The 12,973-nt window shown below is 41.6% G+C and carries 9 protein-coding genes and 1 pseudogene; 2 read left to right on the top strand and 8 right to left on the bottom strand.

Annotation, left to right across the window (positions count from 1 at the left end; translation table 11 throughout):
• Window positions 1–2: 2 nt before the first annotated feature.
• Window positions 3–353, bottom strand: a complete 351-nt coding sequence (gene hinT / locus PGX00_RS07725) for a purine nucleoside phosphoramidase (RefSeq protein WP_272134236.1) — start codon at window positions 351–353, stop codon at window positions 3–5.
• A gap of 248 nt (window positions 354–601) precedes the next feature.
• On the opposite strand from hinT, the gene PGX00_RS07720 reads away from it, so the two are divergent.
• A complete protein-coding gene (locus PGX00_RS07720; protein WP_272134234.1) occupies window positions 602–2,593 on the top strand; it encodes a methyl-accepting chemotaxis protein in 1,992 nt (663 codons plus the stop codon).
• Between the two features lie 170 nt (window positions 2,594–2,763).
• Window positions 2,764–3,924, top strand: coding sequence for a DUF1887 family protein (locus PGX00_RS07715; RefSeq protein WP_272134232.1), 1,161 nt, complete (start codon window positions 2,764–2,766; stop codon window positions 3,922–3,924).
• 108 nt (window positions 3,925–4,032) lie between these two features.
• Here PGX00_RS07715 and udp read toward each other — a convergent pair whose 3' ends face one another.
• The 7 genes and pseudogenes from udp to PGX00_RS07680 all read right to left on the bottom strand — a co-directional run bounded on the left by udp (window position 4,033) and on the right by PGX00_RS07680 (window position 12,874).
• Complete coding sequence (gene udp, locus PGX00_RS07710; protein ID WP_272134230.1) at window positions 4,033–4,791, bottom strand: uridine phosphorylase; 759 nt, start codon at window positions 4,789–4,791, stop codon at window positions 4,033–4,035.
• A gap of 312 nt (window positions 4,792–5,103) precedes the next feature.
• Window positions 5,104–7,383: a zinc/cadmium/mercury/lead-transporting ATPase gene (locus tag PGX00_RS07705; protein ID WP_272134228.1), complete on the bottom strand. Its 2,280-nt coding sequence runs from the start codon at window positions 7,381–7,383 to the stop codon at window positions 5,104–5,106.
• A 96-nt stretch (window positions 7,384–7,479) separates the two neighbouring features.
• The gene (locus PGX00_RS07700) at window positions 7,480–7,953 is read right to left on the bottom strand and encodes a response regulator (RefSeq protein ID WP_272134226.1); all 474 of its coding nucleotides are present in this window, start codon (window positions 7,951–7,953) and stop codon (window positions 7,480–7,482) included.
• Between the two features lies 1 nt (window position 7,954).
• Window positions 7,955–9,280: an ATP-binding protein gene (locus tag PGX00_RS07695; RefSeq protein WP_272134224.1), complete on the bottom strand. Its 1,326-nt coding sequence runs from the start codon at window positions 9,278–9,280 to the stop codon at window positions 7,955–7,957.
• Window positions 9,281–9,283: 3 nt separating this feature from the next.
• Entirely contained in the window at window positions 9,284–10,702 is a 1,419-nt protein-coding gene (locus PGX00_RS07690; RefSeq protein ID WP_272134222.1) for an SLC13 family permease, read from the bottom strand.
• Between the two features lie 167 nt (window positions 10,703–10,869).
• Window positions 10,870–12,338, bottom strand: a pseudogene (locus tag PGX00_RS07685) (MATE family efflux transporter).
• A gap of 119 nt (window positions 12,339–12,457) precedes the next feature.
• Window positions 12,458–12,874, bottom strand: coding sequence for a CBS domain-containing protein (locus tag PGX00_RS07680; protein WP_272134220.1), 417 nt, complete (start codon window positions 12,872–12,874; stop codon window positions 12,458–12,460).
• Window positions 12,875–12,973: the final 99 nt, after the last annotated feature.

Below are 12,973 nucleotides of genomic sequence, written 5' to 3'. Positions count from 1 at the left end.
AATTAACCCAGCAACAGAGGACCCAGAGGGCGACCTCCAAGAAGGTGCATATGAATATGGTAGACCTCTTGCCCACCGTGCGCGTTACAGTTCATGATCAGACGATAGCCGTCTTCATCAATCCCTTCATCTTTCGCTATCTTTCTGGCGGCAGTAAACATTCGGCCTAACATTAACTCATCTTCTTGTTCTACGTCATTCACCGTAGGGATCAGTTTATTTGGAATAATTAGAATGTGACTTGGGGCTCGTGGGCTTATATCTCTAAATGCGGTCACCAAATCATCTTGGTAGACGATATCAGCTGGAATCTCTTTTCGAATAATTTTGCTAAATATTGTTTCTTCCACCATTGCGGCACTCCATCTTTGACGATAATTTTTGTTGAGTATGCGTTATGGGTCACCAAATCACAATAAAAACAACGCTCAACTCTCGATTTTCGAGACGCTCTGCCGATAACGTGAATTGAGCTTCAAATCTCAGTTTGTGCAATATGAAATACGTATTATTGGTCACCCAATACTGACATTTAAAACAATAATAAGTGTCTGTTATGGTTTCAATATTAATACCTTATTTTTCTAACGGGGGAGAGAAAATGAAAGGATCTGTAATCAGGCGTATGTACGCCGGATTTTCCATTTTAGTGATTATGTTTATCGCTACAGTTGTAATAATGCTAAATGGAATGAGTAATATCCACTCTATGTTTAGTACTGTGACAGAAAAGTCATTGCCATTAGTTTCTTTATCAAACCAGACCAGTGTGAAGTTACTCTCTGCAGACAAAGCGTTTAAGGACTTTTTGACGACACAAAATGTAGAAAGGATGGAACAGAACAAGCGCAGTTTCAAACAAGCACAAGACAGTTTTCAGGTGATATTCAATCAACTTGAGACAGCCAGTTCAAGCTACCCTTCATTACAAAGTAATGTTAATCAGTTAAAAGAACTTGAAACCAGCTATTTTGCGGTCGCACAGGAAGCTATGGGCAATTATCAAGACATGTTCATCGCGCAAGAACAGGTTCGAAAATCAACACGAGACTATCAACGACTTCATTCTGATTTAACGGTTGGAATGAAAGATTTTGTCGACGACCAAAGCAGCATTTCAATCAAGCTTTTAGCGAAAAGCTATTTCTTAAAACTTAAAAAAGCTGAAATGGTTACATCAGATGCCCTAGCCAGTGACGATCTCGAGTTTGTTGCCAAAGCATTTGCAGAAAACAAAAAATCCGTCGCGCAATTAGTATACGCCTACCAAGGTTTGACCACTCAATTACCATCTCTTAAATCTACTTTTGATAAGTCGGTCGAAGGGTTCACAAAAGATATAGGTAAAAAAGGTGGCGTATTGGATCAACACTCTGCGTTTTTACTTGCTCAAGAAAATCTATATCAAAATATAGAGAACCTCGCGTCTGAGATTGACCAAACCATGACGCTGCTTGCCGGATTTAATGACGTCGCAACGGAAGAGCTGAACGATACGCTATCAGAAGCGGAGAGTATTTATACCGATGGACGCTTGCAAGCGAGCATCATTGGTGTCGTCGTCGTCATCTTAGCTATTGTCATCGGGTATCATCTTGCTCATAGCGTTAGAGAACCACTTATTCGCATCTTTGCTACATTAGAAAGCCTAGCCGATGGGGATATGACCAAGCGTATCGATATTCGCTATAACAACGAATTTAGTCGAGTGAGTGGACATATCAATACTCTAGCGGACAACTTGCATAATATCTTACAGCAACTCAGTAGCGCCTCGCGTGATCTGACCAATGCATCAACCACAAACCAAACCACCTCAAATAATGCGCAAAGCCAACTTAATAGCCAACGAGAACAGACGGCTAATGTTGCGACGGCAATGACAGAGATGGCGCATTCCGTAGCAGAAGTATCTCAAAGTGCTCTCAACTCATTAGAGAAGGTACATCAGGTCGAAAGTGCTTCTGACAGCGGTCGAGAGGTAATGAACCAAAACATCACTACGATTAATCAACTGGAATCTCGATTAACTGAATCCGTAGAAGCGGTATCTGAACTACAACAAATGAGTAGTGAAATTGGCTCTATTCTTGACGTCATTCAAGGGATAGCTGAGCAAACTAACTTGCTGGCGCTTAACGCAGCAATCGAGGCTGCTCGTGCAGGGGAACAAGGTAGAGGATTTGCTGTTGTTGCCGATGAAGTCCGCGTATTAGCACAAAAAACCACGGAATCTACGACTGAAATAGAAAGTATGATAGGTAATCTTCAATCTAGCTCTAAATCCGCCAGTCATATGATTGAAAGCTGCATGGGGGATATGGAAAACTCTATTGCTCAAGCATCTAATGCAAATAGTTCTATGGAAGAAATTCAGGCATTAATTTTAGAAATAAGCCAGATGAGTACCCACATATCTGAAGCTGCTGCAGAACAGAGCACAACCACTGGTGAGATTGCTCAAAGTTTAGAAGGCATTAATCATATTGCTGATGATAGCTATCAAGCCATGTCACAAATAGCGTCCGTAAGTGACAACTTAAGCACTATCGCACAAGAACAGGAGAGCTTGGTGAGTAGGTTCAGGCTATAAATCAAGATTCTAGGTCATTTTTGAGTCATTTTTTACTTTAACAAGTGTGAATTATTATCTATTTACACTTGTTTTTTATATAGTTAATACAATATAAAATATAAGGCCTGCGAATCCTTTCAATAAAACTTTAACGCCGGCCAATACTTAAAATTAGTTAAGGACGTTAAATGGCTATTCATGTTGGTATTATTGACCAAGATCCCATCCGCTTAATCACACCTCTTTTTGATAACAGAGCAATTTGTGAACATATTATTTTTATTGGCGACAAAAGCCAGGAAAGCATGTTCCAACGACTCAAATACGTTTTAGATAAACGGAATATCGAAGCTGAATTCTTTGAAATCACTTCCGTTGTGGATACTCCGCTGATACGACATGCCATTCATCAATTGGAAAGCAATCTTCGCCAACGTGGCAAAGAATTAAAACTAAACGCTAGTTGTGGATTACGCCACCGCCTTCTCACTGTTTATGAGATGTTCCGCCGCAATGCTTGGGAAATATTCGTAGTTGAGCCAAATAGCGATAAAGTTTGTTGGGTTTACCCAGAAGAAAACAAAGATGCACAGCTAGAAGATCATATTACCATTTCAGATTACTTGACTATTTTTGGTGCTCGCGCTGAATTTAATGAGCACGACCTGCCAGATCAACTCGATCAGCAGTTATACGAACTTGGTCAAAGATGGGCAGGTAATGCTTTAGAACTTGGTCCAGGACTAGCAACACTCAACTACTTAGCAACAACCTGTCGCAAAGAACAGAAACTAGAAGTGAGCTTAACCGAAAAGCAACAAGGTTATCGTGAAGTGAATATGCTTTTGTCCGATCTCGTCGATACCAAACTTGCGACCTATAAGAACGGTGTTCTTACTTTTGCAAGCGAAGACGCACGACGATTTTCTAACGGTGAATGGTTAGAAACTCTAGTTCACAGTACTGTTAAACAGATTCAAGATGAGCTCCCAACTATTCAAGACCATTCTCTTAATGTTCAAGTCTATCGACAATTAGGCGAACGTGAAGTTAGAAATGAGCTTGATGTGGCCACTGTTGTAAACAATAAACTGCATATAATCGAATGCAAAACCAAAGGTATGCGAGACGACGGTGATGATACTCTTTACAAGTTAGAATCGCTAAGAGACCTACTCGGTGGCTTACAGGCCCGTGCGATGTTGGTTAGCTTCCGCCCACTTCGACATAATGACATAACTCGCGCAGAAGATTTAGGATTAGCTCTCATTGGCCCCGATGAACTTAAGGACCTTAAAAATCACTTAACAAATTGGTTTGCTGATGCCGGTGGCCATGAAGAATTGTAATAATATTGGTTCTCTCAATGAATAAAAAAATCCCAGAACTCTATAGTATCTGGGATTTTTTTAGTTTACTGATTGGTTTCAATTGAATTGAAACCAATCAAGCTGTGATTACAGCATTTTACGTGCTGCGGCAATAACAACTTGGATAGAGCGAGTTTCCGTTTCTTTTAGTGTCGCGTGGTCTGGAATCTCTTTTTGTGTACGGTTAATAATAACGCCAGCAACACAACCTGCTTTAAGACCAGAACTTGCACACATGGTAAATAGTGTCGCAGATTCCATTTCAAAGTTAAGAACACCCATGTCTTGCCACTCTTGCATAGACCCTTGGAAACGCTTAACAACACGACCCGAGAACGTATCGTAACGCTCTTGTCCAGGATAGAACGTATCACTAGAAGCGGTAACACCCATATGCACTTTGGCTCCAGATTCTTCGACCGCTTCTTTCATTGCCGTTGCCACTTCAAAATTAGCAACCGCTGGAAACTCTAATGGTGCAAAATGCAAACTAGCGCCATCAAGACGAACAGAACCAGTTGAAACAATCATATCACCAACATTAACATCAGACTGGATAGCACCTGTTGTACCTACACGTAAAAATGTTCGTACACCACACTGCGCTAACTCTTCTACAGCGATAGAAGTAGAAGGACCACCAATACCAGTAGAGCAAACAACAACAGGTGTGCCATCGAGCTCTGCTAGGTAAACATTGTATTCACGATGGCTTGCAAGTTGTACTGCATTTTCCATTTCAGCGGCAATTTTTGGCACGCGGTCCGGATCGCCAGGAATAATAGCAACAGTTGCGCCTTTAAGATCTGCAGCAGTAATACCGAGGTGAAAAACAGGTTGAGACATGGATGGCTCCTTAGTGTGGAATATGCATTTTGCTATTCCAGAATATGGTTTAAGTTTACAAACAAACTGTAGCGAACAAATGCCCTAGATAGAGTGACATTCATCACAATATACAGCTGTATTGCATAACCTATTGCATGGAAAAACGGTTGGCATCACACTTTTAAATACTTAAGTTACGTATCTGTTCAAATTAAAGAATAGCAAGTATCACAAATATGTCCTGCTCAAATCCCGATTTTTCAGCTTTTTTAAGGCCCACATACACTAATTACCTCAAACACAGGGGTAATATAAAAACTGTTTAGGACTTTATTTTAAACGGAGTAACCTCAATGCATTTGCTGTCACCAACAACGTTGCACCACTATCCGCCAATACTGCTAGCCACAAGCCGGTAATACCTAATAGACTCGTTACTAGAAATACCGCTTTTAGCCCCAATGCTAATGCAATGTTTTGTTTAATATTGGCTAACGTAGCTTTTGAAAGAACAATAATATCAGCAACATCGGTCAATCTATTATGTGTTAATGCGGCGTCTGCTGCTTCTAAGGCTACGTCGGTGCCACTGCCCATCGCGACCCCTATTGACGCGGCTTTCATCGCTGGAGCATCGTTTATTCCATCCCCAACCATTGCTACATGCTGAGTTATCGCAAGCTGATGTATAAATCCGACTTTATCTTCGGGAAGGAGGCTCGCTTTATACTCAACACCAATTTGCTCAGCGATACCTTTTGCACTTCGTACATTATCTCCCGTGAGCATCAGTGTACTAATTCCTAGTTTGTGTAACTTATCTACTGCTTCTTTTGCATCCGATCTCAATGTATCTTGCCACGCAACAATACCGATGATTTTTTCTTCCTGAAGAACAAGTACCGTTGTTTTTCCTTGGTTTTCTAAACGATCTAAATTCTGCTCGATTTCCGAAGGAAGCACTATTTTCACCTTGCTTGGTGACGTAATACGGTAATTAACTCCATCTATATTTCCAGACACTCCTATACCCGCAACAGTTGTTCTATCTGTCGCTTCTAATAAGGTGATATCCCTATTCGTGACGTACCTAACAAGGGACTTTGCCAGGGGATGTGAGGAGCCAACCTCGATTGAAGCTGCAATTGCTAGCACTTGCTCTAAGCGATAATTCACTAACGGCATTACATCAGTTACTTTTGGTTTACCTTGTGTAAGCGTTCCGGTTTTATCAAACGCAACGGTTTCGACACGCCCCAATTGCTCAAGAGCCGCTCCACCTTTAATTAGGGCCCCTCGTTTAGCAGCTACTGCCAGACCAGAGGTAATGGCAGCTGGTGTTGAAATAACAAGTGCACACGGGCAAGCGATTAGCAATAGTGCTAAGCCTCGATAAATCCATGTTTCCCATGGTTGCTGAAACAAAAGAGGCGGAGCGACAATAACTAAAAAGGCCAAGATCATCATCGCCGGTGTATACCATCGGCTAAATTTATCCAAGAAACGTTCTAGAGGTGCCTTGTGTGACTCGGCTTCTTCAATCAGATGTAGGATTCGATCGATGGCATTCTCACCTTGCTTAGAAGTAATATCTAATCGAACCACCTTATCTACAACAACAGAACCGGCCAAAACTTGATCCCCAGCGAGATGCTCTACCGGAAGCGACTCGCCGGTTAACGCGCTCTCATCAAAATTAGCAGAAGATTGAATAACGCCATCTGCGGGTAATCGGGAACCTGGAGATACTTCAATAATATCTCCGGGAATCAAATCACTGACGGATACTTGAATTCGCTCACATCCAACAATTTTAACGGCTTCTTCCGGTACTAGCGCCATCAATGACTGGACACCGCTTCTAGCCCGTGATGAAGCATATGCTTCCAGTTTTTCACCAAGTAAGAACAAAAGAAGAACCATTGCAGCTTCAACGGTTTCACCCAAATATAATGCTCCAATTGCCGCGACACTCATTAAAGTTTCAATGGAAAATGGTGTGCCTGATTTTGCGAGCGCTATTGCTTTTCTACCAATTGGTATTAACCCCAATAGGCAGATAGCAACAAATGAACCTGCACTAAACTGAGGAAAAAATGGCTGGACAGTCAACGAGATAAACATGGCAATCGCAAGCGATATCACCCGGACATTCTGCTTTAGTAACCCAAAATAACTGAAATCGTCGCGCGTTATAGCGTGATTGGTATTTACATTGAGAGGAAAGCCATTCTCTAATGCAACGGATTCGATAGTCTTAGTGAGTGAAACATCATCATATTTAACCACCAGTTTCTCAGTTGCGAATAGCACCTTAGCATGGCTAACACCGCTAATATTATTTACAGCAGTTTCTATCTTTCTAGCGCAGGATGGGCAATCCATCCCTTCAACTTTCCAACTTTGAGTAAAGAGAGATTTTAAGCCTGGAGGATCGCTTTCTTCTATGGGTTCCGACTCAGTGCAACAAGCGCTAGAGTCATGGCTACAACAACCATCGGTTTCTACGCCCATCTCTTTTATCTGAGTAAACTTTGGTGAAGAGCAACTAGTGTTGCGAGAATTTTGTATTGATGCTTTTGATTGGCAACCTTTGTGTTTGGTACACATGGTATCTCCTTTTCACCATCAGGTGTAAACGATGTTTTCAAGATACCTTAAGCATAAACCTTGGAGTAGACTCCAAGGTCAAGCTAAATTTTCACTCTAGCGTAGACGTGCTAATACAACGTTTTGATCCAGATTTCCTTGATAATCAGTGTAATCTAACCCTTTATCAAATATAAATTCCGTCACTAGCGTTCTTGCACGTTCACGCAACACTTCTGCGTTCCAAGGTTTTTCAAAATAACTTTCTATACGAGCAAGGTTAATGGCTGTGATCGTATCTTGATGTGTCGCTTGACCGGTCAACAGTATTTTCTTGGTTGTAGCAAAACGACCATCCTGAGAAACTTCCGTCAATAACTCCACACCTGTTTTACCTGGCATAACGTGGTCAGAAATGATCAAAGCGACAAACTCACCTTCTGCGTCAAAATCATCCATCAACTCAAGTGCTTCATCTGCTGATTCGCAATCTTCTATGTTCAACCATGTACTAAGTGGTTCTAAATCTTGTAGTACCGCGCTTAATACTTCGCGTTGGTCATCTACACAAATCAGGTTTAACTTCTCCATATTATTCCTCGACTGGCAATTTAATTCTAAAAATGGTTTTTTCGGGGCTGCTTTTAACAGCTATTGTCCCGCCATAACCACTTACTATTCTTTTCACGATTGAAAGCCCAAGCCCTAAGCCAAATGAGAGGCCACCTTTTTTGGTGGTGAAATTTGGCTGAAAAATCTGACGTCGTGTTAACTCATCAATTTCAGGACCATTATTGGAAATCGTGATAAGAATTCGTTTGTTTGTATACCTCGTGGCGATATCAATAGATGGTTCAGCTGTATCCTCCATCGCATCACAAGCGTTTTTCATGATGTTCGCCCATATCTGAACGAGCTCAGTTGACGACCCTCTAAATGTTGGAAGATTAGCCGGACTAAGGTGAACGGATACTCTACGCAAATCACTCTGTATCAACGCAATAGCTTTATTGATGGATTCATTAACATCAAGCCATTCATCGGTATCAATATCAGTTCTACCAAGCTGTTTTACCGACTTAACTATGCCCACGGAATGCCTTGCTGCTAATCTCATATCATGCAAATCTCGCCCTACTTCCCAATAGCGAATAGCTTCTATTGGATTTTCTAACCAATACGGCGATATCGCACCTTTTGGAACGGCTCTAGCTAACGATTTGGCTAAATCACGAGATAAGCCTAAGTCTTTTTCTAGATCTCTAGCTCGCTTTCGAACTTCCGAAGAGCTACCAACTTGCCCTTGCGATAAGCCCTGCTCCAAAAATACACTCGCTTCTGGATGAAGTTCTTCCATTAGTTGAGAAATCACCAACTGCATGCGTTCTGTTTTACTACTCAAAACACCAACAGCGTTATTTAGCTCATGTGCGATACCCGCGGCAAGCTGACCTAAAGTGGTCATCTGTTCAGCGGTATAGAGTTTCTGTAGCGCCTCTTCTTTGGCGATAGATTCACGGATTGCTCTCATCTGTCGGCGGGACAACTCACTCACAATAACCGGTGTAAATTGTGCCGCTAATGGACCGTAATACTCGGGTTCTACTGGGCTTGTCTGATCATCTATCCAACCCAGTTCTACATCAGTTTTTGCCATCACCGTTGATGAAGCAACAAGTGTCTCAGAAAAGAAACTATGGACACCCAAAAAAGCACCTTCTGTTCCGTTAAATATCTTAGTTTCTCGCTCACTCTCTTCGTCTACGATGAAACCTTCTATTTCACCCTTCCACACGTAGTACAACCGTTCATTGTGCGCACCTTGCAATATGATGGGTTCACCCGCTGCTACCGTTAGCTTTCGTTCTGGTTGGCTAAAGTAACATCTTACAAGACGGGTGAGTTTTTCATGTTCCATGAGTTATCCGATAAAACCAACAATATTAAGTATCCAGACCAGAACAAAGCTACCCAGAACACCAACAACTCCCATTATCACACCCACTTTTGCCATTTGGCTACTTTCGACGTTACCCGTCGCATGAGCCAATGCATTCGGTGGCGTACTAATAGGCAAAGACATGCCTAAAGAAGCAGCAAACGTAACCACTAGAATCAATGTCATCTGTCCACCTAACGGTGCTAAAGAGGTCATTGAAGCACCAAGAGCCGCCATAATTGGCATCAATAAGTTAGCGGTAGCCGTATGTGACATGAAGTTCGCCATGACTAGGCATAGGAACGCTGCACCAAATAGAACGATATAAGGCGAATAAGCATCAAATGGAATGCTGTTTACCATCAACTTGGCAAGACCAGTCTTATCTAGAGCAAGGCCTAAAGCAATACCACCAGACACAAGCCATAGAACATCCCAAGAAATTTTCTTGAGGTCTTCTTTGTTGATAATGCCGGTGATAGAGAAAATGGCAACAGGAATCAACGCAACAGTGTAAGAGTTCATACCGTGAGCAGAGCCCATCAACCAAAGCAATATGGTAAGACCGAAGGTAATATAAACTGTGATTGCTTTTGGCGTCTTAAGAAATTTACCTTTAATATTTAAGTCGATTGATTTGGTATCTGCCCCGTAAAGCTTATTGATTAGAAACCAAGCTAACGCCATCATAATAACCACAAAAGGAACACCAAATGCCATCCACTCCCCAAAGGTTATTAGGTTGTCACCAACCAAATACTTAAGTGCAATAGCGTTAGGCGGGGTACCGATTGGCGTACCGATGCCACCGATGTTTGCTGCAACAGGTATACACAGTGCGAATGCAATACGTCCAGGGTCATTGCGGCTAAATACGGCAATAACTGGTGTCAAAATAGAGAGCATCATCGCTGTCGTTGCTGTATTAGACATAAACATTGAGAAGATACCCGTAATCAGCATCAAACCGAGCATGACAAATTTAGGATCAGAGCCAAACGGCTTCAACAAAACACGCGCTAAGTTCACATCTAAACGGTATTTAGTGGCTGCCATCGCAAGAAAAAAACCACCTAAGAAAAGCATGATAATCGGGCTAGCAAAGGTAGCCATAATATCTTTATAGCTGAGCAATGCGCCGAATTCTGGTGTTCCTTCCCCAAGTCGGAAAAAAATGATGCCTTTGTTCGAGAGCAAAAGCAATTCCAGAACGATAATAACAACAGAAGTTGCATAGATTGGGATAGGCTCAAAAACCCAGCATAAAGCAGCAAGTAAAAATATAGCGATAACCCGCTGTTGTATTATGGTGATACCGTCAAAAGGAAAAGCTGACAATGGTAGAATTAAAATAAATAGCGGGATGACCAAAGGGATAAGATACTTCAAATACTGTCGCATAACGTGGTTAAATTTCCATCTTACTGATTCCAAAATTAAGACCGGTCAAAGCCGATCAATCTGGATACATTATGTGACAAATCTCCTACTCATTTTGTGGTAGTAGATCAAAGTTCCTACAAATCATCAATAAAAACCATTAAAAAACAGGTATATCATGACACACATCAGTTTACATTTTTGCTTATCGAAGGCATATCTACCTGTTGAAGTTGAATTTCCTCTGCAGCAACAGCATCAGTTGAACTAAATGGCGTCATGGTTACGCATTTCATTGCAGGGTCAGCCGTATCTATATCAACAACTATTTCTGTCATTAAATCACGAATATGTTTACGTAGAACAATAATACCTATTATCCCAAATAATATACTACCGGCCGCTTGCCCATATATAACACCAAGTGCACCAAACCATTCGGCACCAAAATAAACAAATGGTAATGTGCCTAAGGTTGCCTTACCCAGATTTAAACTGGTTGAATAAAAAGGTTTTCCCAAGTTATTAAAGGAAGCATTAGCGACAAACAACGCTCCATTAAACACAAACGTCACTGCCACAAAAGTACAAAATGCTGATACCAATGTCGCTGCGTCTCCAGTTAAAGAAAAGCTCGATATAATCAAGTCTTGTGCTAGGTAAAGGACAATCGAAATAGATAAGCAGTAAATAGAGACAAAAATAAGCGAGTTGGACAGGGTCTCTTTTACCCTATCTAAGCGCTCTGCACCGTAATTTTGTCCAATTATTGGCCCTACTGCGCCTGAAAGCGCAAAAATCACAGCAAATGCAACGGGCATAATACGCCCAATAACAGCGAATCCAGCCACAAAATCCTCACCAAATTGGGCAATATTTGTGGTAACAATAGCATTGCCTATTGGTGTCGCTGTATTTGTGATTATAGCGGGCAGAGCAATCGCTAATATGGCAGGAAGATGCTCTCTAATCTTTTTTAACTGGGGAATTGCTACAAGGTCATGTATACGAATAAGAGGCAAAATTGAGAACAAAAGCACCGTAAAACGGGCTGCTACTGAAGCGATTGCCGCACCTTCTACGTTCCAACCAAAACCAAATATAAATATTGGGTCTAAAATTGCGTTAACAAAGCCCCCTGCTAAGGTTGCCCACATTGACCGTTTTGCGTCACCTACGGCCCGCAATCCAGCCCCTGCGACCATACCTAAAGCAATAAATGGACTACTCGGTAACAAGATGCGTAAGTAGGCTTCTGCGCGTTCAGCAGCAAAGCCTTTTGCCCCGATGGCGGCTAAAAATTCTGGGATATAAGTAAACATGACGCTGGTTACAACAACACTAATAACAAAAGCTACAATCAGTGAACTCGCTGCTAGTTGCCTAGCGTATTGCCTTTTTTAGCACCCAATGCTTTGGATACAAGCGCCCCCATGGCTATAGATGAACCGATAGAAACAGAAGTTGAGAAAAAGGTTAAAGTCCCTGCAAAGCCAACAGCAGCAGCCAACTCAACCTGACCTAACATACTAATAAAAAGCATGTCCATTAGGTCAACCACAAACAGTGCCATTAAGCCTATCGAAGCCGTTCCGGACATCACCAAAATGTGTCTCATTGTCGAGCCTTCAACAAATTTAGCCGTTTGTGTACTCATCGTTTTTCCTACATATGTGAAGGCCAAGGCTCGAAGATAATATAGTTTAATTAGTTGATTGCCACCTATCTACTTTAAAGAAAAAGAAGGCGCAAAATGCGCCTTCTTTTGTGCTCTTTTTAAAGCTGATTTTTAAAACTGGCCTCTAGCGCTTTACCGATCGCCGTTAACACATCGCGTCTAGTGATAATGCCAAGCAGTTTACCATTGTCCACTACTGGGTAAACCTTTGGCTTACCAACTTTCATCATTGCTGCAAGCTCAAATATACCGAGATCAGGCGACACAGAAAGTACTTCTTTGTACATACAATCACTGACAATATGTGTTTCTTGGCTAGTGTATGCCACCTTCATTAAATTGGTAAGCAGATCTTGTTCAGAGATAAAACCAATAACTTTGCCATCAGCATCAACTACGGGGCCCCCGAGGTGTTTTGATTTCATTACTTTATCTAGAGCGGCAGAAAGAGACATTTCAGGGCTAAATTTAACCGCCTGGTGATCCATGTAGTCTTTTACTTTTAGAGTTTCCATTACTTCTCTCCTCACACCATTTTGGTGTGTCATACATCCGCAAATCGATATTGGTTAATCCATGCTAACCAATATTTTCGTTTAATCTATAAACTATAT

The sequence above is a fragment of the Vibrio algarum genome (assembly GCF_028204155.1).
Classification (GTDB): domain Bacteria; phylum Pseudomonadota; class Gammaproteobacteria; order Enterobacterales; family Vibrionaceae; genus Vibrio; species Vibrio algarum.
The sequence above is the reverse complement of the archived record's forward strand: the minus strand, read 5'-3'. Positions and strand labels throughout refer to the sequence as shown.

Excerpts from the sequence above, each read along its gene's own strand:
- hinT (WP_272134236.1), bottom strand. The coding sequence starts at position 353 with ATGGTGGAAGAAACAATATTTAGCAAAATTATTCGAAAAGAGATTCCA.
- PGX00_RS07720 (WP_272134234.1), top strand. The coding sequence starts at position 602 with ATGAAAGGATCTGTAATCAGGCGTATGTACGCCGGATTTTCCATTTTA.
- PGX00_RS07715 (WP_272134232.1), top strand. The coding sequence starts at position 2,764 with ATGGCTATTCATGTTGGTATTATTGACCAAGATCCCATCCGCTTAATC.
- udp (WP_272134230.1), bottom strand. The coding sequence starts at position 4,791 with ATGTCTCAACCTGTTTTTCACCTCGGTATTACTGCTGCAGATCTTAAA.
- PGX00_RS07705 (WP_272134228.1), bottom strand. The coding sequence starts at position 7,383 with ATGTGTACCAAACACAAAGGTTGCCAATCAAAAGCATCAATACAAAAT.
- PGX00_RS07700 (WP_272134226.1), bottom strand. The coding sequence starts at position 7,953 with ATGGAGAAGTTAAACCTGATTTGTGTAGATGACCAACGCGAAGTATTA.
- PGX00_RS07695 (WP_272134224.1), bottom strand. The coding sequence starts at position 9,280 with ATGGAACATGAAAAACTCACCCGTCTTGTAAGATGTTACTTTAGCCAA.
- PGX00_RS07690 (WP_272134222.1), bottom strand. The coding sequence starts at position 10,702 with ATGCGACAGTATTTGAAGTATCTTATCCCTTTGGTCATCCCGCTATTT.
- PGX00_RS07680 (WP_272134220.1), bottom strand. The coding sequence starts at position 12,874 with ATGGAAACTCTAAAAGTAAAAGACTACATGGATCACCAGGCGGTTAAA.